The organism is Phaeocystidibacter luteus (assembly GCF_008933115.1).
Classification (GTDB): domain Bacteria; phylum Bacteroidota; class Bacteroidia; order Flavobacteriales; family Schleiferiaceae; genus Phaeocystidibacter; species Phaeocystidibacter luteus.
The window spans coordinates 1-25,682 of record NZ_WBVO01000002.1 but is presented as its reverse complement, the minus strand read 5'-3'; the positions used below and the strand labels follow the sequence as shown (position 1 = coordinate 25,682).

Annotated in this window: 17 protein-coding genes; 8 read left to right on the top strand and 9 right to left on the bottom strand. The window is 48.4% G+C overall.

Annotation, left to right across the window (positions count from 1 at the left end; translation table 11 throughout):
- Window positions 1-125 precede the first annotated feature (125 nt).
- Window positions 126-1,991 carry an alpha-amylase family glycosyl hydrolase gene (locus F8C67_RS03930; RefSeq protein WP_151666509.1) on the top strand — a complete coding sequence of 622 codons (1,866 nt, stop codon included), beginning with the start codon at window positions 126-128 and terminating at the stop codon, window positions 1,989-1,991.
- Window positions 1,992-2,020: 29 nt separating this feature from the next.
- Window positions 2,021-3,424, top strand: coding sequence for an ArnT family glycosyltransferase (locus tag F8C67_RS03925; protein ID WP_151666508.1), 1,404 nt, complete (start codon window positions 2,021-2,023; stop codon window positions 3,422-3,424).
- On the opposite strand, the gene F8C67_RS14390 is transcribed toward F8C67_RS03925, so the two are convergent.
- Genes F8C67_RS14390 through pfkA form a run of 9 tightly spaced genes read right to left on the bottom strand, consistent with a single transcriptional unit; the run spans window position 3,421 to window position 15,228 of the window.
- Window positions 3,421-5,226: an MFS transporter gene (locus tag F8C67_RS14390; protein ID WP_223277507.1), complete on the bottom strand. Its 1,806-nt coding sequence runs from the start codon at window positions 5,224-5,226 to the stop codon at window positions 3,421-3,423. The two genes, F8C67_RS03925 and F8C67_RS14390, sit on opposite strands and share 4 nt — an antisense overlap.
- A 15-nt stretch (window positions 5,227-5,241) precedes the next feature.
- Window positions 5,242-5,616, bottom strand: coding sequence for a methylglyoxal synthase (locus tag F8C67_RS03915; RefSeq protein ID WP_151666507.1), 375 nt, complete (start codon window positions 5,614-5,616; stop codon window positions 5,242-5,244).
- Complete coding sequence (locus tag F8C67_RS03910) at window positions 5,616-7,034, bottom strand: alpha-amylase family glycosyl hydrolase (RefSeq protein ID WP_151666506.1); 1,419 nt, start codon at window positions 7,032-7,034, stop codon at window positions 5,616-5,618. The genes F8C67_RS03915 and F8C67_RS03910 overlap by 1 nt, the downstream gene beginning before the upstream one ends.
- A 3-nt stretch (window positions 7,035-7,037) precedes the next feature.
- Window positions 7,038-9,368, bottom strand: a complete 2,331-nt coding sequence (locus tag F8C67_RS03905) for an alpha-amylase family glycosyl hydrolase (protein ID WP_170266353.1) — start codon at window positions 9,366-9,368, stop codon at window positions 7,038-7,040.
- 10 nt (window positions 9,369-9,378) lie between these two features.
- Window positions 9,379-11,697, bottom strand: a complete 2,319-nt coding sequence (locus F8C67_RS03900; protein ID WP_151666504.1) for a family 65 glycosyl hydrolase domain-containing protein — start codon at window positions 11,695-11,697, stop codon at window positions 9,379-9,381.
- A gap of 8 nt (window positions 11,698-11,705) precedes the next feature.
- Entirely contained in the window at window positions 11,706-12,356 is a 651-nt protein-coding gene (pgmB, locus tag F8C67_RS03895) for a beta-phosphoglucomutase (protein ID WP_151666503.1), read from the bottom strand.
- A complete protein-coding gene (locus F8C67_RS03890) occupies window positions 12,353-13,228 on the bottom strand; it encodes an ATPase (RefSeq protein WP_151666502.1) in 876 nt (291 codons plus the stop codon). The genes pgmB and F8C67_RS03890 overlap by 4 nt, the downstream gene beginning before the upstream one ends.
- 24 nt (window positions 13,229-13,252) lie before the next feature.
- A complete protein-coding gene (gene gap / locus F8C67_RS03885; RefSeq protein ID WP_151666501.1) occupies window positions 13,253-14,245 on the bottom strand; it encodes a type I glyceraldehyde-3-phosphate dehydrogenase in 993 nt (330 codons plus the stop codon).
- A complete protein-coding gene (gene pfkA / locus F8C67_RS03880; protein ID WP_151666500.1) occupies window positions 14,245-15,228 on the bottom strand; it encodes a 6-phosphofructokinase in 984 nt (327 codons plus the stop codon). Before pfkA ends, gap begins: the two co-directional genes overlap by 1 nt.
- 137 nt (window positions 15,229-15,365) lie before the next feature.
- On the opposite strand from pfkA, the gene F8C67_RS03875 reads away from it, so the two are divergent.
- The 6 genes from F8C67_RS03875 (at window position 15,366) to F8C67_RS03850 (ending at window position 25,512) form a co-directional block, all read left to right on the top strand.
- On the top strand, window positions 15,366-16,103 hold the full coding sequence (locus tag F8C67_RS03875; protein ID WP_151666499.1) for an NUDIX hydrolase: 738 nt from the start codon (window positions 15,366-15,368) through the stop codon (window positions 16,101-16,103).
- Between the two features lie 18 nt (window positions 16,104-16,121).
- The gene (locus F8C67_RS03870) at window positions 16,122-18,935 is read left to right on the top strand and encodes a DUF4961 domain-containing protein (RefSeq protein ID WP_151666498.1); all 2,814 of its coding nucleotides are present in this window, start codon (window positions 16,122-16,124) and stop codon (window positions 18,933-18,935) included.
- Window positions 18,936-19,637: 702 nt separating this feature from the next.
- A complete protein-coding gene (locus F8C67_RS03865) occupies window positions 19,638-22,742 on the top strand; it encodes a SusC/RagA family TonB-linked outer membrane protein (protein WP_170266352.1) in 3,105 nt (1,034 codons plus the stop codon).
- Between the two features lie 11 nt (window positions 22,743-22,753).
- On the top strand, window positions 22,754-24,139 hold the full coding sequence (locus F8C67_RS03860; RefSeq protein ID WP_170266351.1) for a RagB/SusD family nutrient uptake outer membrane protein: 1,386 nt from the start codon (window positions 22,754-22,756) through the stop codon (window positions 24,137-24,139).
- Between the two features lie 10 nt (window positions 24,140-24,149).
- The gene (locus F8C67_RS03855; RefSeq protein WP_151666495.1) at window positions 24,150-24,635 is read left to right on the top strand and encodes a DUF5004 domain-containing protein; all 486 of its coding nucleotides are present in this window, start codon (window positions 24,150-24,152) and stop codon (window positions 24,633-24,635) included.
- Between the two features lie 4 nt (window positions 24,636-24,639).
- Entirely contained in the window at window positions 24,640-25,512 is an 873-nt protein-coding gene (locus F8C67_RS03850) for a hypothetical protein (protein ID WP_151666494.1), read from the top strand.
- The last annotated feature ends 170 nt before the right edge of the window (window positions 25,513-25,682 follow it).

The window sequence follows — 25,682 nt, the reverse complement described above, 5'->3', positions numbered from 1 at the left end:
TAAGTGTACTTTTTACAATTAGTGCTAATTTATAATAAAAACCTTTCACTCGTAACTTGTTTCTGAGAAAGTTGACGTATCTGAATGGAATTCGTGTAATTTGTACACTTATTATTTTTGATCACATGTATCGGAACGCACTATTCATCAGCATTTTCACGCTATTACCCGCATTTTTAACGGCGCAGAACTTTTTTGTGAATCGCATCGACCCCCCTTCTTGGATGCCGAAACCGAGCGGAGATACACTCGAACTTCTCATCCGTGGAAGTGAATTGAGCGATGTAGATGAAGTGACTTCCGACAATCAAAACTGCACCATCCTCGGGTTTGAGCATCCCGAAAATGCTAACTACCTATACGTATCCGTCTTCGTCAATGAAGTCGAATCCGAACAAAACCTATCCCTCCAGTTCAACGGAGGGCGTCAGAGCATTTCGGCCAATTGGAAAATCAATCCATGGCAAGAGCGCAAACACGGATTGACCGCCTCTGACTATCTATATCTCATTACCCCAGATCGTTTCGCCAATGCAAATCCTTCAAACGATGTTTTTCTTACCATGAACGAGGATTCCATTGCCCGAGAGGAACCTTATGCACGTCACGGTGGAGATATAGAAGGCATTACCGAACGACTCGATTACATTCAAAACCTAGGAATTACAGGTCTTTGGGTGGGGCCCCTCCTCGAAAACAACGAATTCAAAGCCTCATATCACGGTTACGCCATTACAGATCACTATTTAATCGACCCTCGTTTTGGGACGCACGAAGAGTACCTAGATCTCGTAGACCAATTGCACGAACGCGACATGAAGATGGTTATGGACGTGGTGTACAATCACTTCGGAGATCAACACTACCTCTTCCTAGACCCTCCATCTGCTGATTGGTTTAACCAGTGGGAAGAATACACGCAAACGAACTACCGAGCGACCGCGCTCATGGACCCATATGCTTCCGAAACAGAACGCAAACGAATGTCTGACGGATGGTTCGACAAGCACATGCCCGATGTAAATCAGCGCAATCCGCACGTCGCTAAATGGCTTATCCAAAACAGCATGTGGTGGATTGACAATTTCGGAATCGACGCTTTTAGAATCGACACCTACGCGTATCCCGATCAACGATTTATGGCAGATCTCGACCGCGAACTGCTCGAGCGTTATCCCGATTTCTTCATTTTTGCCGAAACATGGGTACACCACGAGCCTACCCAGTTCTGGTTCATGCAGGAAAATGAAAACCGCGAATTCAATTCACATCTGCAAAGTGTTACCGACTTCCAGTTCTACTTTGCCTTAAAGGAAGCCCTGACCTCCTCTACCGGATGGGCGAATGGATTGGCCAAAGTCTACTACGTGCTAGCCCACGATTATATGTACGAAGACCCATACCGCCTTGTCACCTTTGTGGACAACCACGATGAAGGCCGATTCTACGGAATGATTGGTCAGGATATGAGAAAGTACAAGATGGGGTTGGGCTTGATGCTTACCACACGTGGCATTCCATGTACGTACTACGGGACGGAAATTTTACTTCGTGAGACCGACGGCCATGGAAAAATGCGCCAGGATTTCCCAGGCGGATGGGCGGAAGACACCGTTAACAAGTTTGAATACGACAACCTAACCGAAGAAGAAAAGGAGGCCTTTGACTTTGCATACAACATTGGTAACCTACGGTCTTCATCACCCGCACTAACAACGGGAAGGTTGATGCAATGGGCAGTGACCGACGGAGTTTACGCATACGCTCGCACAGATGGTCAGCGTACCTTCCTAATCCTAATCAGCGCGAGTGACAAAGATCAAAGCGTGGAACTCTCGGTGTACGCGGAAATGATAGGCGACAATCGCCAATTCCTCGTTCACGGCTCTACGGATCTCCCAACTGGAGATATCGTTCATTTTGAATCCAGCTTGAATCTAGCACCAAACACTATTCACATTTTGGAGGTGAGCACTGTGCCTTTCGAATAATTCTAGTCTGAATTCCTCACCTTTGTGGCGTGAAAAGAATCTTTACGAACGGACCCGCACTTATCACAGTAGGCATTTGCCTCATTCTCATACTCCCCCTTCTTGTTATGGATGGGATGTTTATGGATGCTGTGATGTATTCTTCAGTTGGTAGAAACCTCTCTGAAGGAGTTGGCACCTTTTGGATGCCCTACTTTACCGAAGCACATATGGCTACTCCTAGCTTCCATGAAAATCCGCCCCTGGGTTATGGATTCATGGCCGTGTTTTACGACGTACTAGGACGAGGCATTCACACCGAACGCATTTTCACCGGGCTAAGCTTCCTCATCACAGCTATACTTATTGTTAAGTTTTGGAGGATGATTTGGCCTACTCACTACAAGATGGCCTGGTTGCCAGTCCTGCTGTGGGTTCTAAACACAGGCGTTCAGTGGTCATTCCAAAACAACATGATGGAGAATACCATGGGCATCTTTGTACTAGGTGGCTCCATGGCGGCATACCGCGCATTTAAGGCGGAAAACCGACACATCTACTGGGCCATTTGGGCTGGACTATTAATTGTCTGCGGCTTCTTAGTCAAAGGCTTGCCGGCCTTCTTCGTTTGGATTACACCAATTGCATTGGCGCTTGCGGAAAGACACAGCTATAAAAAGGCAATCGTTCAATCGGTGGTTATGGTTGCCGTTGCCGGAGTGGCGGGAGTCGCTCTATACCTCTACCAACCTGCCCGTGAAAGCTTGGAGATTTACCTGTTTGAAAGAACGGCCAACCGTCTTGCCGAAGGGGCCACGACCGAAGACCGATATTTCATCCTACGTGTTCTTGCGGAAAGCCTTGCCATCCCTGGAATTCTGACCTTCATCGCTGGACTTATTTTCACTCGAGTGAACAATGAGCGCATGCAGTGGGAGCCTCTCATCACATTCTTAGTGATTTTGGGCATCGCCGGTAGCTTACCGTTCGTAGCGACTTTCGTGCAACGCGGCTTCTACCTCGTCCCTGTCTATCCATTCTTTGCGCTGGCCTTTGCAAGCATTCTACGTCCGGTTATTGAGAAAACAACCAGCAAATGGAGGCGATCTCCATATTTGCAGGTGACGGGCTGGGTACTCATCGTGTTAGGGGTAGGAACCTCCATTTACACGGCTGGAAAAATCAAGCGAGATGAATTCGTCATTCGAGATGTTCGATTGCTTGATGAACAATTTGAATCACGCACGCTCATGCAAACCAATGCAGAGCTAAATTCGAATTGGGTATTCAAATCTTACCTCGAGCGCTATGCACGAATCGCCATCAGCGATCGCCAAGGGGCGGATGACGCGAAGTTCATCATCTTACCGAAGGGAACGCGCTACAGAGATGGCATCAAGCTAGATGAGCTCTCTGAGAAACTCAAGGTTGTCGATGTGTATGAGAAGCGCTAGACAGCCGCTGCTGTTTCAGGCTCCGAAGGGCTTCTAAACAGTGGTTCGCGAATTCTCAACGTAAGCAAGCTAGCCAAGAGCATGAGTGCTCCACCTAGGGCCACATAGTAAATGCTATAGTTACCAAAGATGTCTTGGATAACCGCTCCACTCATCAAACCGTTGATGATTTGAGGGATTACGATGAAGAAGTTGAAAATCCCCATGTAGATTCCCATTTTGTTCAATGGGAGCGAATCGATGAGCAAGGCATATGGCATTGCTAAGATGCTCGCCCAAGCCACCCCAATTCCAACCATCGAAATCCAGAGCAACCCGGGATCTTTAATCAACATCATGCTGATAAGTCCGAGTCCTCCTAGGAGTAGTGCAAAGAAATGTACAAACTTACGACTGGTGCGCTTCGCCAACGTGTTCAATAAGAACGCGAAAATCAGGGCTACAAAATTGTAGATGGTGAAGAGTAAACCCGTCATATCCCCGGCCTTTTGATGGTTCTTCGCCACCGCTTTCAAGCGGGCCACGAAGCTTATATCAGCATCATTCGAATGCTCTGCAAGGAAGGTCGAGAGGCTGCTGTTCAGCACAAACTCCTCGTCATTCAGCTTGCCTTCAGCCTTCTTAAACTCTTCGGTCATTTCCTGAGTGAATAAGTTCGGCTGTGCGGTACGCAGCTCGCTCAAGCTCGCGAACAAATCGCGATCATTAAGGATCATGTTCTGGCTGAGCATGGTTGCCGGCTTATTCTGAATGAAGTACATGCCGTCTTTCGGACTCGTTTCAAGCAATGAGCTCCGCATCTTCTCAAAGTCCTCACGATCTTCTTCAGACACCATCCCTAGTTCGTCCATCTTATCAATCTCTGCCAAAACGCGGTTGTACTCGACCTCTGAGATGTTTGTATCGTAGTTATTCTGAGCGATTGAAGGCGTTGTGAATGCCCACATGGTAAATAGCCCAAACCAAGAGAAAAACTGCACCCACGAAAGTCGTTGCATGCGGCGTGGCATCTTCATCGTATCGTGAAAGATGGCACTGAACATATTCTTTTCCCTCTTCTCAATCTTTTCACCTTGGAATTTGGCGAATTCTTCTGGCGGATACTCTTTGATGGTCACGATTGTGTAGAGAATCGTAATCATGAGAATGGCTGCTCCCACATAGAATGACCAAACCACGTTCGGCGCCACACTGCCGGCAATAGGTTCGTTTGAAACACCCACATATGTCAATAAGGTTGGCAAAAAAGAGCCTAGAATTGCACCGATGCTAATCAAGATGGTTTGCACACTAAAGCCCAAAGCGCCTTGTCTCTTCGGAAGCATATCTCCCACCAAAGCTCGGAAGGGCTCCATACTCACGTTGAAGCTGGCATCCATCATGGCCAAGAAAATCACGCCCATCCACAGAATAGCCGATAGGCCCATGAACTCCATAGCTTTCATGGATTCACCAGCGAGGATGTTGGAGTTTGGCAAGAAGATGAGACCGAGTGCAGCGAAAATTGCCCCAATCAGAAAATATGGTTTCCTGCGTCCCATTCGCCCCCAGGTATTATCTCCGAGGTGACCAATAATAGGCTGAACGATTAGCCCTGTGAATGGCGCCACTAGCCAGAATAAGCCCAAATCGTGAACGTCTGCCCCAAAGTCGGTCAAAATGCGACTCGCATTGCCATTTTGCAATCCAAAGCCCATTTGAATTCCCAAAAAGCCCATGCTCAAATTGATCATTTGCTTTAATGAAAGGGCAGGCTTTTTCACAGATGAAGGGTTGTCCACAATAGGAGCTTGATTAGCCATATTCGTTCTGTTAGGTTAGTCTTTCAATAGCTGCAGAAATACAAGCTCTGCAGTGGCTGGGTTTGTCGCCAACGGTACGTTGTGCACGTCACACAAACGCATCAACATGGCGATATCCGGTTCATGAGGGTGCTTGTCCAACGGATCCCTGAAAAAGAACACAGCATCTATCTCACCTACAGCGAGTCGAGCTGCGATTTGGGCGTCACCGCCACGCGGACCACTCAGCACGCGCTCTACTTTCAAACCGGCCTTCTCCACGTGACCACCCGTAGTTCCCGTGGCCACCAAGGTGATATCATCTCTGTGAAAAAGCTCGATGTGATTTCGCAGAAAGGTGACCATATCGGCCTTCTTCCCGTCGTGCGCTATGATGGCAATATGAAACATTACTCTACCCCTGTAATTTCCGTGCTAAACAACATGAAGCCCCAAGGAGAGAGGTCCATGATTCCAGCCGGATCTAGGTTGATGATATTCCCAGAATAAACCTCTTCGTATACCCCAGATGGCATTCCTGAGTACTCAAAGGACACCGCTTCGCCGCTAAAGTTGAAGAATGCAACAACCGTATTTCCTTCTGCTTCACGATAGAAAGCGTAAACCGCCTCATCATTACTCGTTGTAATCTTTACCATGTCGCCTCCATACGGTGCATTCCATAAAGCAGGGTTCGACTTCTTCAAATGAAGCGTGGCCGCATAGAAGCTCTCCAGACTTTGGTTCTTCCAACTCACGGTATCCTTGTAGAAGAATCTCAAACGGTGATCGAGCCCAGCTTCCTGACCTGAGTAGACAAGTGGCATACCCTGCTCATAAGTTGCGCATAGCACGAAAAAGGCTTTGTGTCCATCACCGTAACGCTCGTAAACGGTGCCGTTCCAAGAGTTCTCATCATGATTCGTGGTGAAGAGCATTTTCATCGCATTCTCAGGATACAGGCTATCCAAAACCTCGGTCTTGTAATCGTCGAACGTCGTAGCCGACTGTTCGCCTTTTGCTACCTCATTCGTGCGGTGGTGGAAGTCCCATCCGTAAGTCATGTCAAACACATCGTGCAGGTAGGGCTCGTCCCATTCTGCCAACATGAATGTCTCTTCCTTCACCTCGCGGATTCTAGGAATAACCATTTGCCAAAACTCGTGAGGAACGAATCCCGCCACATCACAACGGAAGCCGTCGATATTCGTCTCCGTCATCCACCATAGCATTTCTTGAGCCATGGCTTCCTGCATGTCCGGATTGTTGTAGTTCAAATCGGCAACATCCGTCCAATCCGTAAGGTTGCCGTCGTTGTCCATGGCTACACTCGGTACACCGTCTTCCGTAAGTGAATAATACTCCGGATGCTCAGATACCCAATGGTGGTCGAAAGCCGTGTGATTGGCCACCCAATCGAGGATTACTTTCATACCTCGCTCATGGGCTTTATCAACCATAGCTTTGAAATCCTCTACCGTTCCATACTCACTCGCAACGGCGGTGTAATCGGAGATAGAGTAATAACTGCCCATTGCCTCTCCCGTTTCGTCTGGGTCCTTTCTTCCCTCGACGCCAATAGGTTGAACCGGCATAATCCAAAGAATCTCAATGCCCATGTCCGCAATGCGGTCAATGTCAGGAGTAAAAGCATTGATTGTGCCTTCAGCCGTATGCTGACGAATATTCACCTCGTAGATGGATGCCGTTGCCTCCCAGCTCGGAATCTCTACAGGCTGTTTTTCGTCACCCTGTGATTTATTGGAGTTGTTCTGACAAGCCGTAAGGATCAGAGCCGAAGCAGCTAGACCGAAAATGAACTTATTCATAGGTTATGATTTTTTAAGCATGATGGCAGACAATGCCGGTAGCATGTTGTTTTCTAGTTCTTGTCCGAATAATACTTCTGCACCAGCTTCCGCTGGAATTTCAACCGCATCTTTTGAGCGATTGATGTAGATATCGATTGTTGTTCCCAGATATTCTCTTCGAATGTGAAGAAGTGATTCACTGATAGCTTCAATTTCTGCCGATCCGTAAATGAGTGCCATTTCGCTGGCGCGGACATCCTCGAGGACCGATACCTCATCGCGCAGCGACTTCTCGTCAGAATCGAGTTCGCCAAACTTCATCATCCTTCTATTGTCTGGGTCATTCGCGCCTGGCGAACCGTATTCATCACCGTAATAAATCACCGGAATTCCTGGAATCGAATGGTTAAATACGTGCAGCAATAGCAGTTGTTGATATGCTGTGGATTGTGGTTTGCCAATGTCGCGAGTATACCCCGCGAGCTTTTGATCTTCACTTAGAAGAACATCTCCACTGGCGATAGAAATGAATCTTGAACGGTCTTGGTTCCCCGAAATATACCCCATGGTATTGTGCTGCCCATACCAGTCCCAGCTCGCGTTCATCACATCTACAACGCGCTCCATCGGTATGCTCTCATCGGCAATAACATTGAGGATAGCATCGTATGCGTTGAAGTCAAACTGAGCATTCAACATGCCGGTAGACAAGTAACTCGCGATGAGCTCGGCAGAGCCGTAAGTCTCACCAATTTGGTAAATCGGACGGTTTACACGCTCGTGCACTTTGTGGGTTAACGTCCGCCAGAAGATCAGGTCGATGTGCTTGGTTGCATCATGACGGAATCCGTCGAACTCAAAATCTGTAAGCCAAACCAATGCCGAATCCGTCATGGGCTCAACCACCTCTGGCTTTCTAAGGTCAAGGGTCGGAAGGTGGTTGTCGAACCAAGTCGTCAAGCGATGGTCGTCCCATCTTTCCGTATTAAGGCTTCCGTCGGGCAAGTACAGGTCGGTCGCCCACTCCGGATGTTCCTGGTAAATAGGGTGACTTTGATGAACGTGATTTGCCACATAATCGAGCAACACGTTGTAGCCCTTCGCGTGGGCTTCGTCAATAAGCGTTTTGAGCACCTCGGGGTCTCCAAAACGGTAATCGATTTGTGTGTTTGAAATAGGCCAATAGCCGTGATATCCTGAGAATTTCGTGCGAACGCCACCCTTGTCCCAAAGTCCCCAAGCATCCGTTGGGTTTTGCGTAATTGGGGACAGCCAAATGGTGTTCACTCCAAGCTTGTCAAAATATCCCTCTCTCAATTTCTCTAATACGCCGGCGATGTCTCCTCCACGGTAATCGCATTGAGGCAGAACTTCGGGGTCGTTTAGTGGCTCGTCGTTCGCCGTATCTCCATTGGCAAATCTATCGATCATGATGAAGTACATGCGCGCGGAGCTCCAATCCTGACGTTTCACGTTCTGTGCGTTCATGATCGGTTTTCCTGCAGCAAGAGGAATGCGGAGTTCTCTAGCCCACTCTGCTTCATTTGATGAGAAAAAGCGCAGCGTCGATCGGTTGATCTGCGCGGCGTTGGACGGAATTCTCACTGCAATGGAATCTGCACCGTGATGGATATACTCTTCTGGAAGAAGCTGATTATCCCAAAGTACTTTCAAGTCCTGACTTTCAGGAAGGGCATTGAGATAAACGGTCCCTTCTTCGTAGCCAATTGCGCGAATTGGTTCGGGTTTTTCTCCCCTTGGCTTCACTTCGAGAACGGAATTAAAACCGCCCATGCCGTTGGACACCTGCTCCGCATTGGGATCAGTGTATTCTACATCGTTTACGAAGAACTTGTACTCCTGAACGCCAGGTTGAAATTCGCTTCGATACACAAGATCGTCTCCTTCTAGAACCATCGTATCCGATGTGCGATTCCACGCATTGAAGCTACCGAAGATGGTCACTGTCCCATCGAACAAGTCGGCTGGAATTCTCACTTCAACTGGCACCTTTCTAGAACGGTGAATGATGATGTCGTACGGCTGCCCATCCGCGAAAACGCGCATGAAGGTTTCCATACCGAGTGTTGGCTCCGGCTCTATTCCAATAATGCGTTGGTCTGGATCAATATTCGAAGCGCTCACCTCTGCAGGCAGGTAGAACGAATCAATTTTTTCCGGATTGATGTAATCGCCCAGGTGCACCTCGGTCACCCCTGTTCCACGCAATTGAACTGGTGTAGCTAACCCAACAATTGCTGACTCGGCAGGCTGATTTACCGCCGGGAGTTTGGGTTCAGATTGACACGCTGCAAGCGCAAGAACTGGAAGTATGAGGTAGGCCTTTTTCATCATTCAGATTTTATGCACTTAAAGCAATGGATGTGCTGCTATTCGCGGAAATCGTGTGCGCTTCATTTTTGAAATAGAATTCCGCTGAAGCCTCAGAAACATTCTCCACAGAGAAATTGTCACCATCAATGGTCACTTTGAGTACCGCATCACGCCAACGAATGGTAAAGTTCAACGAGTTCCATCCTTCTGGCAGCAATGGCTCAAAGTGTAGCTTTTCATCTACGATTTTCATCCCACCAAAGCCCTGTACAACAGACATCCAAGTGCCGGCCATACTGGTAATATGCAAGCCTTCGTGCACCTCGCGGTTGTAATCGTCGATGTCAAGTCGAGAAGTACGCAAGTACAATTCGTAGGCTTTCTCACCATAACCAATGCGGGAAGCAAGAATTACGTGTACACAAGGGGAAAGCGAGCTTTCGTGAACCGTCATTGGCTCGTAGAAGTCAAAGTTTCGCTTGAGTGTATCTAGATCGTATTCATGCTCGAAGAAATACAAGCCTTGCAAAACATCGGCCTGTTTGATGAAACAAGACCGCAAGATTCTATCCCAACTCCAGTGCTGGTTAATCGGGCGCTCACTGTCATCCAACGAGTCGGCCGAACGAAGTTCTTTATCCAAGAAGCCATCTTGTTGCAGATATACCTCTCGCTTCTCGTCAAATGGCAGTTCAATCTTTTCAATCACATTTGACCAATGTGCGGTCTCCGTGCTTTCGTCGAAGTTCGTTTTAGCAACAAGTGCCTCGTATTTGTCGGCGTGGTTAGCCTTCAAATACTCAATAACCTCAAGCGTATACCCCATGGTCCAAATGGCCATTTTATTGGTATAGAAGTTATTGTTGATGTTGTTTTCATACTCGTTTGGCCCTGTCACCCCAAGCATCACAAATTTGCCCTTCGCTTCGCTCCAATTCACACGTTGTGCCCAGAATCGGCTGATGCCGAGAAGCACTTCGAATCCGTATTCCTGGAGGTATTCTCGGTCGAGCGTCTGACGAACATAGTTGTAAATCGCGTAGGCGATGGCACCGTTTCGGTGAATCTCTTCAAAAGTAATTTCCCACTCGTTGTGGCATTCTTCACCGTTCATCGTCACCATCGGATAAAGCGCCGCTCCATTTGTGAAGCCAAGCTTTTGGGCATTTTCGATGGCCTTATTCAGGTGTTTATACCGATAGATGAGAAGATTTCTCGCCACTTCGGGTCCAGTGGTGCTGAGGTAGAATGGCAGACAATAAGCCTCCGTGTCCCAATAAGTTGAACCACCGTACTTCTCGCCTGTAAATCCTTTCGGACCAATGTTCAATCGAGGATCTACGCCTGTAAAGGTTTGAAAAAGGTGGAAAATGTTGAATCGAATGGCTTGCTGAGCGGCTGGATCACCGTCAATTACGATATCGGCGGTTGACCACTTCTCAAGCCATGCGTTTTTATGTTCTTCTAGAAGCGTGGAATAGCCTCTTCTCATAGCTGTGCTCGCACGCTCGTCGGCCGTAGTTGAGAGCGTAGCCACCGCATAATTCATGCTGGAAGTAATTCCGGCATACTTGTAAATCGTGTAGGTTTTGCCCTGCTCTACCTTGAGGTCGACCGTGTTAGAAACGAACTTTTCGCGCTTTTCAGTTTCTGGATAAAGTGTAATGTGATTACCGCCCTCGTACACTTCAAAGCGCATAGCGGCACTTACGTGGAAGTCGAGTTTTTTGGTCTTTGCCGTAACCGTGCCTTTTTGAGCGGCAACTTTTTCCTCTACGGGTGCCCAGAACTTTTCTTCCCAGTTGGCATCGTGGTTTTCAACATCAAAATCGAGGTATGGAACCACGGTAATGGTGCCCACGAAGTTCAGGGGAGTGATGGAATATGAGATGGCGCCGACCTCATCAGCGACTAGGCTAAGGAAGCGTTGAGCCTCCACGCGAATTCGCTTTCCGGTGCTAAACTCGGCTTCGAAAGAACGCGTAAGTAGGCCGTGTTGCATGTCGAGCTCGCGGGTAAACTCGCTCACTTTACAGGTATTGAGGTCGAGTGATTCTCCCTCCACTTTCACGTCCATACCAATCCAGTTTACGGAATTGAGCACTTTGGCGAAGTACTCTGGGTAACCGTTCTTCCACCAACCCACTTTGGTCTTATCTGGATAATAGACGCCGGCCACGTAGCTTCCTTGAAGGGTTTTGCCGCTATAGTTTTCTTCGAAATTGGCGCGTTGGCCCATTCGGCCATTACCGATACTGAAGATACTTTCGCTCTTCATGTGATTGTCGGGATTCCATTCCTTCTCAACAATCTTCCATTCGTCGATTTCGAGGTAACGCTTCTCCATGAACTGGATTAGATTTTATCGATGATGTCTTCTTTGAGTCTTACATTCTCCAAGTTCGGAAAAGTAAGGGTTGCTTCTGCAAGGATTGTGGAGTCTCCCACGCCTATCACCTTCATATTGCCATTGTTGGCGGCTTGAACGCCGGCCACGGCATCTTCAAAAACAAGGCACTTGCTGGGTTCCAGTCCAAGTTGCTTGGCTCCTGTGAGGAACACCTCTGGATCTGGTTTAGAAGCAGACACCACTGTACCGTCAACAATGGCGTCAAATTGATCAATGAGATTGACCTTCTCGAGAATAAACCGAGAATTCTTTGAGGCAGAACCGAGGCTGACCTTTAGTCCAAGCGATTTCGCTTCTGCAATGATTCTATCGGCACCCGGGAGTATCTCGCTGGGTTGCATTCCCGCAACATACTCGAGGTACCATTCATTTTTAATGCGCATCCATTTCTCGATTTCCTCTTCGGAAAGTGAAATTCCTCCCCAATTGAGAATCTTATCGATAGATCCGCGTCGGCTCACGCCTTTCAGTTGTTCGTTTTCTACTTCGGTGAAATTAACGCCGAGTTCGGCTGCCATGCGCTTCCATGCTTGGAAGTGGTACTTGGCCGTATCGACAATCACACCGTCGAGGTCGAAAATAATTCCTTCTATCATACCTTGTTTAGGTCTTCGAGCACTTTTAGGCGTTCGAGGTGATATTTGACAAGAAGGTTTACGGGTTTGGCTTGAGTTCTGCCGTAGGTGAATCCGGCTTTTGACACCTCATTTCGGAGGATATCCTCGAACTGTTTGGCAACAGAGCCTACGAAGTTCACCTCCGCATCGGCAGCTTCTTCGAAACAGCCAACATGAATATCGATGAACTTGGCGAAGCCGTTGGCAACGATGGCTCTAATCCACTGGTGACCTGCATGATCCCCGGCAAATCGGGAATAACCTGCTAGGTAAACGTTGGCGTGAGGCTCGTTGTAAACTTTGGTGATGATTTCGTTCTTGGACGTTCGGTAGGTGTCTTCAAAGGCGTCGTGCAAATCTGCAGGAAGACGCTTGTACAGAAAATCGGCTACAAGTCGCTTTCCAATCCAGCTTGCAGAACCTTCATCGCCTAGTACATAGGCCAATGCGGGAACTTCTTCGCGCACGTTCACCCCGTCGAAATAGCAACTGTTGCTTCCCGTTCCCAGAATACATGCAATTTCTGGCTTGCCGTCGTAAAGCGCGAAAGCCGCAGCATTGAGGTCATGGTCTACATTCACATCTGCATTTGGGAAAACCTGTTGTAATCCCTCAATCACCACTTGTTGCAATTCGGCGGTGGAGCATCCAGCACCGTAGAACCACACCTTGACTATATCTAAGGCGTGGGCAACCATTCCTTTTTCTTGCGACAATTTATGTCGGATCAAATCTGAAGAATGGAAGTAGGGGTTGAAACCCATTGTGTTCCAACGCCCAACTTCTTCACCTTCGCGATTGATAAGTACCCAATCGCATTTCGTAGATCCGCTCTCTGCGATAAAAATCATGCGGTATCTGTTAAATTAAGGCGACTATAAATTAGCCGCGCGCTCTACCATATCGGCCATTCTCGCAGAATAGCCCGCTTCATTATCATACCATCCTAGCACTTTCACGAGCTTGCCGTTGGCAGAGGTGATATCACTGTCAAAGATGCATGAATGTCCGTTGCCAACAATGTCTGCAGACACGATTGGATCGGTTGTATACTCTAGAATACCCTTAAGTGGACCCTCAGCCGCAGCTTTCATAGCCGCGTTGATTTCCTCTGCCGTAACTTCTTTTGCCAATTCTACGGTGAGGTCGGTGGCACTACCTGTAATTGTTGGAACGCGCATCGCGTATCCGTCTAGCTTACCTTTTAACTCAGGCAAAACTAATCCCACGGCCTTTGCAGCTCCGGTGGATGTTGGAATAATGCTCTGTGCTGCGGCACGTGCTCTGCGAAGGTCTTTGTGTGGACCGTCTTGCAGGTTTTGATCGGCCGTATACGCGTGAACCGTGGTCATGTACCCGCGTACAATTCCAAAGTTGTCGTTCAACACTTTGGCCATTGGAGCGAGGCAGTTTGTGGTGCAACTCGCGTTTGAAAAGAGCGTATCCTCTGCGGTCAGCTCTTCGTCGTTTACTCCAAGTACAACAGTTTTCAAAGGTCCGCTTGCAGGCGCACTAAGCGCTACTCGTTTCGCTCCAGCTTTGATATGCTTACCCATACCTTCGGCATCTCTAAAAATGCCGGTTGATTCGAGTACCACATCCACTCCTAGCTCACCCCAAGGCAAGGCTTCGGGATCGCGTTGAGCATAAACGCGGATAGACTTACCGTTTACGATAAGACTGTCCTCTGTAGCTTCTACCGTTCCAGGGAATTTACCATGGGCGGTGTCGTACTTCAACAAATGTGCGAGTACGGAGGTAGCCGTTAGGTCATTGATGGCTACTACTTCCAATCCATCCTTTTGGAGGAGGTTTCTGAATGTCAGTCGACCGATACGACCAAATCCATTGATTGCAATCTTCTTCATTAGATAGCTAAGATTTTAGAGATTCGTAACATTTCAGGATCGAGCTGAGCCTTATTCATTACTGCTTGTTGCAGGAATGTGTAGGTGAGTTCACTGTCTACTATTCCGACCATCACGTCTGCTCTTCCGTTCAGCAGGCCTTCCACTGCTGCCAGGCCGAGCTTACTGGCCGTTACACGATCGAAGCACGAAGGCGCTCCGCCGCGTTGTAAGTGTCCGAGTATCGTCACCTTGGTATCGAGTTGAGGAAAGTGCGCTTTCACCTTTTCGGCTATTTCGAAGCTATTCCCCAGTTTATTTCCTTCTGCCACTACTACGATGTTCGAAGTCTTTCTTCGACTTGCACCTCGTTCTATTTCACCGAAAAGATCGTCAAACGTCTTGTTCTCTTCCGGCAAAATAACGTCGAGTGCACCCGTAGCAACGGCGGTATTCATGGCGATAAACCCAGCATCTCTTCCCATCACTTCTACGAAGAAAAGACGGTTATGTGAAGAGGCTGTATCGCGAATTTTATCAATACAATCGACAACCGTATTCGTCGCGGTATCAAAACCCAACGTGTAATCCGTGCCGAACAGGTCATTGTCAATCGTCCCCGGAATTCCAACAACAGGAACACCGAACTTTTCATAGAAGCGATGCGCGCCCGTGAACGTTCCGTTACCTCCAATGACAACCAACGCATCGATTTCGTGCTTTTGAAGTTGCTCGTAGGCCTTTTGTTGACCTTCATCGGTTCTAAACTCTTCACTTCGGGCAGACTTTAAAAACGTACCGCCGAGGTTCAGGATGTTTTTTACCGACTTGGTGTTGAGCTCTTCCATATCCCCTTCAATCAATCCGTCGTAACCACGACGAACCCCAAACACTCTCTTTTCGTAGAAAATGGACGTGCGGACCACTGCGCGAATGGCAGCGTTCATGCCGGGTGCATCCCCTCCAGATGTAAGTACAGCGATTGATTTAATTGCTTTGGCCATAGGGTTGATTTGTTCGAGGAAAGACAAACTTAGTGTAAAATTGACACTTATTGCGTAACTTGGTCGAAATTTGATGTTATCTGTTCTGGTTCTCAAGGCACAACTGAGGTTGTATCTTAGCGGAAATTCCAGGAAAAATGTCTGAGCACGTGATAAATCCTAACGTATCGGTTGACTGTGTTGTATTTGGTTTCGACACTCAATCTCTAAAAGTACTGCTGATTGAGCAAAAGCCTGTAGATGGCAAGCCAGGTCATCTTGCGCTTCCGGGCGACCTCGTCTTAAACGATGAGAGTCTCGACGATGCCGCAGCACGTGTACTTCGAGAGCTTACCGGTATTGAGGGGATTTTCCTTCGTCAGTTTCACGCTTTCGGTGATCCGAATCGTGTGAAACAGGTGGAAGACCTCGACTGGCTGAAGAGTTATCGCGACAATCCTGAGGCGCGAGTTATCACCATCGGATATTATGCACTTGTAAAGATGGACGACTTCGCACCCGAAGCATCCAGCTTTGCCGAACGTGTTTTCTGGAAAGACATCCACGAAGTTCCATCACTAGCCTTCGACCACAACAGTATTTCTGAATCCGCACTTGTGCGTCTCCGCGAGGAGTTCGAAAACCGAAAAGTTGGTTTCGAATTGCTTCCTGAGAAATTCACTTTGAGCCAGCTGCAAAGTCTTTATGAAGCTATTGAAGACCGCGAGCTCGACAAGCGAAATTTCAGAAAAAAGGTGATGAAAGAGAAGCTGGTTGTTCCACTCGACGAAAAGCAAACGGGAGTGGTACACAAGCCGGCTCGACTATATGAACTCAACCTAGAAGTCCTGTCGCAAGCCCCCGTACCAGGAAGTTTTGTGACCATGAAATTCTAGGCTAATGATGTAAACTCAATGCGCAAACGACTGTCCCTTGTACTCGCTTTAGGACTCACCATTTCGGGATTTAGTCAAGTTACACTCACCCCCACCTTCGTTACTCAAAACGATACTGTGACGGTGACCTTTGACGCCACCCAGGGCAATGCTGCACTCGTCGGGGTGAGCCAAGTTTATGCCCATACCGGTGTAATCACGAACCTCAGCACTTCAGCCACAGATTGGCGTCATGTTCAGGGAACCTGGGGCACCGATGATGCGCGCATGAAGATGACCAACATCGGTAATAACAAACATACGCTCAAGTATCACATCAACTCGTTTTACAGCGTACCGTCGAACGAAACGGTCTCTGCCTTAGCCTTTGTATTCAGAGATCAAGCGGGCAACACCGTGGGGCGCGCCTCTGATGGTTCAGATATTTTTGTGCCGATTTACACGTCCGCTTTTGCCGCGGCCATCATCTCCCCTTCCGACCCTAACCTCCTCTTAGAACAAACCGACAGTGTAGAGTTGGAGGGTCAAGCTTCGCAAAGTGCAGCACTCGATTTTCTTGTTGATGGAAATTCGGTCGCCACAACAAACGGCAATGTGCTAAACCATACCCTTCAATTAAACACGCTGAGCCCCGGTTTACACACTATCGTGTTCTCTGCCGACAATGGAAGCACAACGATTTACGACACGTTGGAAATTACCATAAGAACGATGACCCCAACAGGTTCGAAGCCGAGCTGGGGAAAGCCGGGTATCACGTGGAGAAACGACTCTCTCTACCTTGAGCTTCGAGCTCCGGGCAAAGAATATGTGTATGTGATTGGCGATTTCAACGATTGGAAGTTGGACGAGCCTTATCAGATGACCAAAACGCCTAACGATTCAGTATTCTGGATTATCCTAGACAATCTCACACCGGGTCAACCTGTCAAGTTCCAATACCACGTTGGAGCCGACGCGATTCGAGTGGCTGACCCCTATTCCCGAGTTGTGCTAGACCCTTGGAACGACCCTTGGATTCACGATTCAACTTACGCCAACGTACCCGATTACCCCGTAGGAAAGGCGAGCAACATCGTTTCTTATAGCGACCCAAATCCGGCTCAATACACTTGGGACAACAGCTACACCTATCAACGTCCAGATCAAGAAGAACTCGTGATTTACGAATTGCTCATTCGCGATTTCCGCGAAGGGCACTCCTATAATTCAGTCATTGAAAAACTGGACTATTTGCAAAACTTGGGCGTGAACACCATCGAGTTGATGCCCATCATGGAGTTTGAAGGAAACGAGAGTTGGGGATACAACCCGAGCTTCTTCTTTGCGGTAGATAAGTATTATGGTGAAACAAATGAACTGAAGCGCTTCGTGGACAGTTGTCACAAACGAGGCATCGCGGTGATTCTAGACATTGTATTGAACCATGCCTTTGGACAAAACCCAATGGTTCGCATGTATTGGGACGGCGCCAACAACCGCCCTGCTGCAAATAGCCCGTGGTTCAACCCTGTTCCGAAGCACGACTTTAACGTGGGCTACGACTTTAACCACGAGAGTTTCGACACCCGCAAGTTTTGTCGAGATGTCCTCACCTATTGGATGGAAGAATTCCAGGTTGACGGCTATCGAATGGACTTGTCGAAAGGTCTGACGCAAAAAAACACGCTTGGGAATGTCGGCTTATGGGGTCAATATGACCAAACACGTGTAGACATTCTAACGGATTACGCGAACACCGTTTGGTCGGTAGACCCGGGAGCCTACTTCACGCTCGAGCACTTTGCGGACATTTCAGAAGAAACAGCGCTGGCCAATGGCGGAATGATGCTTTGGGGAAATGAAAACCATCAGTATAATGAAGGGTCGATGGGCTATCCATCGAACTTCTTCGGCGTCACACACAAGAGTAGAGGTTGGGCAGACATGCACCTCATTGGTTACATGGAAAGTCACGATGAAGAGCGATTGATGTATCGAAATATCAATTTCGGCAACCGGAATGTAAACTACACCACCAGGGAAATCGATACGGCGCTTCAGAGAGTGGCCTTGGCATCAACCTTCTTCTACACGCTGCCGGGACCTAAAATGCTTTGGATGTTCGGGGAGGTTGGATACGACTATAGCATCGACTACAACGGTAGAGTTGGAAACAAGCCAATTCGTTGGGACTACTTCCAGGATTCTAACCGAAGAGCATTGTACAATCACTTTGCAATCTTGAATGAACTCCGATCTCAGCATGAAATCTTCCGTAAGGATGGCAATTTGCAGTTGGGACTTTCCGCTTACACGAAGCGCATTGGCTTGAGTGATGCCAATATGAATGTTATCATCCTTGGTAACTTCAATATTGTTGATGCTACAATCAACCCGCAGTTTAGCCAGACTGGTATGTGGTACGAGTTCTTCACAAATGACAGTTTGAACGTTACAGATACTGATTCAATCTTATCCCTGAAACCGGGTGAATACCGCTTATACTCAGACGTGCGATTGCGTCCTGCTCCGATGGAACCGGGTGACACATCTGAACCAGCTGACACACCTACAACCAATCAGGTGAGGGTCTTCCCAACAATTGCTGACGAGAACGGCGTTCACTTTGAAATTGAAACGGTCACAAACGACTTTGTAGAAATCTACATCTACGACCTCCAGGGTAATCAGATTTGGGATTACACCTCCTACGGCATGACGGAAAGCATCCGTGATGTAATCTGGAAGGGAACGACCAACGCCGGTAACTACGTCTCCAACGGAGTATACGTATACCGCATCCAGAGGTTGGGCGGAGTTACGGAGGGGAAGTTGGTGTTGTTGAGGTAGCGATCATCCGCCAATTGGCGGATGAAAGGATTGCTCTCCTATCGTCGATCAAAAGGATCCTCCGCCTATCGGCGCAGGAAAGCCAAGACAGCCCATGTCCATATCCCATGCCCGGCACGCGCTAAAGCACCGTGCCTTTTGGTGCAATTCCAGAGCAGCCTTGGAGTTCAATCCTCAGCTCTTGATTTCAGCTCAATCCATCGCACCCTTTTCGCGGTTTTGATACGCGCTCCAATGATTTTGATTTTAGCGATTTTGCAGCCTGCCCGCCAGCCGGCGGGTGGACCACGTCCGATGATATTCGCGGCTTTGCTTTTTGCGGTTTTGCGAGGAAAACGTCCGATGATCTACCAAGCTCATCTCGCGATAGCCCAAGCCCGGCACGCGCTAAAGCACCGTGCCTTTTGGTGCAATTCCAGAGCAGCCTTGGAGTTCAATCCTCAGCTCTTGATTTCAGCTCAATCCATCGCACCCTTTTCGCGGTTTTATACGCGCTACAATGTTTTTGATTTTAGCGATTTTGCGTTGACCACGCCCGATGATCTTCCAAGCACATCCCACATTTCTCTACGAGCGAAGTCTCTGTGTCCTCCGTGTCTCTGTGTGAGGCACTCAACCCGCTCAAAATTAATAAGTGTAAAAAGTACACTTAACAAATATTTTGCTACTTTTGAGATTCCACGAACACTCAATAACCGCAGTATGAAGCAACTGTACTCCGCTGTAACATTACTGTTATTCAGCGTATTAACCACCCAACTCTCCGCACAGAGTATTACTGGGGTGGTTACCGACGAATACAACGAACCTCTGCCAGGGGTGGCCGTTGTCGTCCGAGGAACGGATAAATCCGACGTAACCGATTTCAACGGTATGTATGAAATCAATGGCTTAGAAGCCGGTAGTTATGTCGTGAATTTCGACGTGCTCGGATACATAGAAAAACAACAAGGAGTTGACGTTGCCGCTGGTGGTGCCGCAACACTCAACGTGAAAATGGAACCTAGCAGCAATGAGCTCGACGAAGTGATCATTGTTGGTTATGGTGTTCAACGTAAGAAGGAAGTGACCGGCTCCATCGTTAGCTTGGATTCACGCCAGCTTACCGACATGCCTACTCCGAGCTTTGAAACCGCCATCCAGGGTAAGGCCCCAGGTGTGCAGGTTGTGACAGGCTCGGGTATTGCAGGATCTGGTTCGGTAGTGCGCGTGCGCGGTATCGCTTCCATTTCTGCTGGCGGTGACCCACTCTACGTGGTGGACGGAATTCCGATCACGCAAGACTACTTCCTCAAAGGAAACTCGGGCGCGATGAACAATAACCCGCTCGCCTCCCTCAACCCAGAAGACATTGAGAGCGTAGAGATTTTGAAAGATGCCTCCGCCACAGCCATTTACGGTTCTCGTGGATCTAACGGGGTTATCCTCATCACCACTAAAAGAGGCGCCAACACCCGTCCAGGGGAAATGAACTTTGAGTTCAGCACCCGTGTAGGTGTGGGTCAGCCTACGGCCATGCCAAACATGCTCAACTCTGAGCAGTACATCCAGATGTACGAGGAAGCATGGTTCAACGACCAAGCACTCTACCTTACAAATCCCGAGCTCTTCTCTACACCCCCTCCTACCGGCGAACCGGTATTTCCAGGGGGTATTTCATTAGCAGAAGCTCGTGAAGTAAACACCGACTGGGCCGACGAAATGACGCGCATGTCTGTGAATCAACAATACGATTTTGCTGTAGGTCAGAATGGCAAAGGATACAACTACCGCGTTGGCCTTACGTACGACAACAACCAGAGTTACCTCACACAAAACAACTACCAACGTCTTGGTGCTCGTGTGAACGGTGATATCAACATTACGGATAAGATCAAACTAGGAATCACATCTAGTGTATTCCAAGGTTTGAACAACCGTGTTGACGAAGGTTGGTCAGGAGGTCTCGGAGCAGCAATGTCAACCGCCCTGCCTATCTACCCGATCTACAACGACGATGGGACCTACTTTAGTGGTGGTAACAACCCAGTTCGCCTCCGCGACTTGAAAGATTGGCAACAGCGCGAAATCCGAAGCATCAACAGCGCGATGCTTACCTACAACGTTACCGACAAACTCTTCCTCACCGCATCGGGATCTTACGACTTCATGCAGCTCGTGGAAGACATTTACGAGCCACAAGAGCTCATTGGAACAACGCATGCAGGTGTTGCTAAACGATTCCCGCTTCAGGTTAGAAACTGGAACGTGAATGCAACCGCAACCTATCTCTACCAAGCGGCTGAAGGCCACAACTTCACCTTCCTCGCCGGTACGGAATTCCAGGAGCGCCGCCAGGTAAACGGAAACTACTTCAACCCAGTTGATAGCTCGTACACCAACGAAGTTACCGACGCACAGGGTCCGTTTTTCACAAACCCTGAACTCCTCGACCAACTTGAACTCGATTACACGAACCTTCCGGGTAGCGGAAATACGTTTGCCAGCTTCTTCGGACGTGTGAACTACAGCATCAAAGACAAGTACCTCTTCCAAGCGGTAGTTCGTGCAGATGCCTCTTCAAACTTCGGTCCTGAAAACAGATGGGGTGTATTTCCTTCATTGGGAACGGGCTGGGTAATGTCTGACGAACCGTTCTTGTACGACAACGAGGTTATCAGCTTCATGAAGTTGAAGATGAGCTATGGTATTAGTGGTAACGCTGCCATTCCAAACAACCAATGGCGCGCAACCTATGGTCAGAATGGTAACTACTTCGGCCAGCCGATTACGTACCAGCTCATTCGTGAAAACCCAACCTTGAAGTGGGAAGAATCACAAATCTTCGACGCAGCCCTTGAATACGGTTTCTTGGATGATCGTATCACAGGTGAAATCGCATACTACTACAAGTACACTACTGACGCCCTCTTGAGCGTTCAGCTTCCGAGATACCAAGGTTTCGACAACTATTGGGATAACCTCGGAGAAATCCTCAACACAGGGGTTGAATTCAGCATTACAGCTCGCCCAGTTGTGACCAACACCTTCTCTTGGAAGGTTGACTTCAACATCGCCTACAACTACAACGAAATTACGAGCATTGGCGGATATTCTGAAGATGCCGTATCTGGTGGTACCAACGACACGCGTGTAGTAGTTGGATCTCCTGTGGGAACGAACTTCCTCGTTCGTTGGAGCCATGTGGACCCAGCAACTGGACGTCCGGTTTACCTCGACATCAACGGAAACGAGACCATGACATGGACTCCGGATGATCGTGTAGCCGTAGGTAAAGTTCTTCCTGATGCGATTGGTGGTATCACCAACTCATTTACTTGGAACAACTGGGACCTCAGCTTCCTATTCGTATACAGCCTTGGAGGTCAGGTTTACGATTCTTCATCTAAGCGTCAGCTTGGTGTAGTAACCGACTGGAACATGCGTACTGAAATCTTCGACCGCTGGACTCAGCCTGGAGATGAAGCGACGTACCCACGTTTGACTCGCGACCCAGGTGTTTACGGATCTAACACTCCGTGGATCAATACCGACCTCTGGTTGCACGATGCGGACTACCTACGCCTACGTAACTTCACAATTGGGTATAACCTGCCGAAGTCAACTATCGACTCTTGGGGTATCGACCGCTTCCGCGTGAGCTTCATTGCAACGAACGTATTCGTACTCACTAACTATCCGGGATTGGATCCTGAGATTGCGCGTGACTTCGAGAATGCGACTGATAGAAACATGAGTGTGAACATCACGTACCTGACGCCGCCACAAGAGCGAACGTTCAGCCTCGCACTAAACGTTAACTTCTAATCCTCCAAATGATGAAAAAGCAGATTGCAAAATTCGCAGTGATCGGTGCCCTCATTCTAGGAGGAACCGCTTGTTCTGATTTCCTTGATGTAAAACCCGAAGGAGTACTTCTCGAAGGTGAAGCCATCTCAAATCAGCAGGACATCGAAAACGTGTTGAACTCGATTTACGACGTTACCGCAAACGTGTACAATGGTCGTATGCAGGCGTTCAGCACCGCCCTTGGTGATAACATCAATCGTCCACGCACCTCAACCTTCCTTCAAGAAGTATATGGTCGCCAGACGAACATCTTCAACTCCGACGTAAGTGCGGTGTACCTCGATGCGTATCGCGCAGTTTACCGTGCGAACTGGTTGCTCGAAAACATCGACCTCGTTGATGTGGAAGCGAACCGTCGTCAAGAGATTCTAGACGAAGCCCGATTCCTCAGAGCCCTCATGCACTTCGAAATGGTACGCTACTTTGGACAGCCTTTCGGATTTTCGAGCGACAATAGCCACCTCGGTGTAGTGAACAAAACGGCTACTATCCGTGAGCTTGTTCCGCGCAACACGGTGAACGAAGTGTACAACTTTGTCATCTCCGAATTGGAAGCAGTTGCACAAAGATTGCCAGAAAGTAACGGCATCTACGCAACCAAAGCGGCCGCTCATGGCGTACTGGCTGATGTGTACTTCCAAATGAATCAATTCTCAAGCGCTGCAGCCTATGCGGATAGCGCTATTTCAGGTAGCACGACTACTTTGATGCCAGGGTTTAACCGCTATGAAGCAGGCATGAACACTGAAATTGTTTTCGGTGGATATAGCTTCGCTTCCTTGAATGACAACCGCGGAGGTTCATTTGCGGGATTCTTCCGTTGGGACAATCAACCGAATCCAAATCCAGAGTTGACCATTGATGCAAATACATATGCGTTGGTGACTAGCAATCCGGATGACATTCGCGACAGCGTTTGGTTCTCGGTTTTGAATCAAGGGAATCCGAATGAAATGATCGTATACAGCAAGTTCAACTACGACTTCATGGATGTGCCGATTGTTCATTTGACTAAATTGAAACTCACACGTGCAGAGGCATTGGCTATGACGGGAAGTGATCTCGGAACGGCTATTCAGGATGTGAACGACATTCGTGAGCGCGCTTACGGTAGCAACGCGTACAACTTGGCGCCAACTGCAACGAGCACTGAAATTCTAGATGCAGTTCGTTACGAACGCCGAATTGAATTGATGTGTGAAGGAGATAGAATTCACGAACTCAAGCGCCTAGGCGTATTGGGTGAGATCCAAACCATTCGTGGCGCGGATTGGGATTGCCCAGGTCAGGTTCTTCAGTTCCCAGCTGTAGAGCGTTCTGACGTATTTGTATTGAATGAAGAAGGTGGTTGCTAAACTTTAGAAGATGAAAGCACTAACAAGAATATTCGCATTGGCTCTACCGATTGCATTGGCAATTTCGTGTAGACCAGATCAGCCGACCGATCCAGGTCCGGCTTACGGCGCCGGCGACGGTGTTCCAGGCACTTGGAAGCAATCCAGTGCGACGATTTACGACATCACACTCCCGGTTCCGGAGGCAGAAGACATTTCCGGCTACGCAACCATCCCTGGAAACGAGTGGATCATCAGCTTTAGCTCAGATGGGACATACACGGTGGATCAGACAGGAAAAGGTGAGAACCCTTTCGGAACGGCTGGAACATTTGCGTTCGACACCGCGTATTATCCAACTGAAATGATGATTACTCCAACTGGAGGAACCGCTAAGATGGTGAACATGCTTAACGCGCCGAGAGAAACGGATAAGTACTTCGGATTGAGCTTCGAGGTAGAGCAATGCGGCGAAGCGGTTGCCAGATATGAGTATACATTCACCCGTCAAAATTAATATCATGAAAAAGGTAGTATCACTTTTTGCAGTATTGATGGGCGGATTTGTAGCCAATGCACAGGTTACGACAGACCCACCTGAGAACATTAATCCTGAGGACAGCCTCAAGATTATGGTTGACATCAGCGCCCTTGACATGAGCTTGGACCACAACCAGCTTTTGATGGATGCGGTTGATGCAGGAGAGGACATGTACATCTGGACATGGAGTCCCGTTGAGCACCCTGTAGGGCACCCGTATGTGAACGGAATTGGTTCTCAGGCATGGAAGAACTCGAATGACACGTTGATCATGAAACACGAAGGTGGTTACGTCTTCAGCTGGTCGATTATTCCAGTAGACTTCTACGAGACTAGTGCCGCTAACGTATATGCAAAGGACATCTCGTTCTTGGTTAAGCCGAAAGACGGTGGAGGTTATGGAGATCCGGACATCAAGAGTTCTGACCTCACGGTAGCGGTTGACCCACCTACAACCACGAAAGATCCGGTATACCAGTTCCCTAAGTTCGTGAACGACAGTTCGATTGTGACCATCGTTTATGACAACAATCGCGAGCCGAAAGCAACGATGCAGGACTTGCCAGAGGGAAATGTGTTTGTGCACATTACGTACTGGACGGACAGTGACGATCCGATTGGTCCGGGTCAGCAATACGCCTTGTGGACACAAGTAGGAAACACACCGGAATTGGCTTTGAGAGAAGTTGAGCCGGGCATCTTTCACTTCACGTTTGTGCCGGGAGAATTCCTGAATGATGGCACGACGGATAGAATTGAGCGCTTTACGGCCATCATCAAACGAGGAGATCTAAACACCTCAGCTGGAAGAAATGACCAGTCGTTAGAGGTTGATTTAGAAGAATGTCCGTAACTTATAAGACTTCTTCAGAGCCGCCTTACCCTAGAAGTTAGTGCGAAAACGTCCGAAAAGCTCTGAGCCGCGACATCGGACAATCCACCTAATGAGCCTCTGAAGTATAGGCCCCGACAAGACTGTGCGTTTGTTGGGGCTTTTTTTATGGGTGGTCGCGTGCGTAGGTT

Bases quoted from the DNA above. Each gene is read 5' to 3' on its own strand.
- F8C67_RS03930 (WP_151666509.1), top strand. From the start codon at position 126: ATGTATCGGAACGCACTATTCATCAGCATTTTCACGCTATTACCCGCA.
- F8C67_RS14390 (WP_223277507.1), bottom strand. From the start codon at position 5,226: ATGGCTAATCAAGCTCCTATTGTGGACAACCCTTCATCTGTGAAAAAG.
- F8C67_RS03915 (WP_151666507.1), bottom strand. From the start codon at position 5,616: ATGTTTCATATTGCCATCATAGCGCACGACGGGAAGAAGGCCGATATG.
- F8C67_RS03910 (WP_151666506.1), bottom strand. From the start codon at position 7,034: ATGAATAAGTTCATTTTCGGTCTAGCTGCTTCGGCTCTGATCCTTACG.
- F8C67_RS03905 (WP_170266353.1), bottom strand. From the start codon at position 9,368: ATGAAAAAGGCCTACCTCATACTTCCAGTTCTTGCGCTTGCAGCGTGT.
- F8C67_RS03900 (WP_151666504.1), bottom strand. From the start codon at position 11,697: ATGGAGAAGCGTTACCTCGAAATCGACGAATGGAAGATTGTTGAGAAG.
- pgmB (WP_151666503.1), bottom strand. From the start codon at position 12,356: ATGATAGAAGGAATTATTTTCGACCTCGACGGTGTGATTGTCGATACG.
- F8C67_RS03890 (WP_151666502.1), bottom strand. From the start codon at position 13,228: ATGATTTTTATCGCAGAGAGCGGATCTACGAAATGCGATTGGGTACTT.
- gap (WP_151666501.1), bottom strand. From the start codon at position 14,245: ATGAAGAAGATTGCAATCAATGGATTTGGTCGTATCGGTCGACTGACA.
- pfkA (WP_151666500.1), bottom strand. From the start codon at position 15,228: ATGGCCAAAGCAATTAAATCAATCGCTGTACTTACATCTGGAGGGGAT.
- F8C67_RS03875 (WP_151666499.1), top strand. From the start codon at position 15,366: ATGTCTGAGCACGTGATAAATCCTAACGTATCGGTTGACTGTGTTGTA.
- F8C67_RS03870 (WP_151666498.1), top strand. From the start codon at position 16,122: ATGCGCAAACGACTGTCCCTTGTACTCGCTTTAGGACTCACCATTTCG.
- F8C67_RS03865 (WP_170266352.1), top strand. From the start codon at position 19,638: ATGAAGCAACTGTACTCCGCTGTAACATTACTGTTATTCAGCGTATTA.
- F8C67_RS03860 (WP_170266351.1), top strand. From the start codon at position 22,754: ATGAAAAAGCAGATTGCAAAATTCGCAGTGATCGGTGCCCTCATTCTA.
- F8C67_RS03855 (WP_151666495.1), top strand. From the start codon at position 24,150: ATGAAAGCACTAACAAGAATATTCGCATTGGCTCTACCGATTGCATTG.
- F8C67_RS03850 (WP_151666494.1), top strand. From the start codon at position 24,640: ATGAAAAAGGTAGTATCACTTTTTGCAGTATTGATGGGCGGATTTGTA.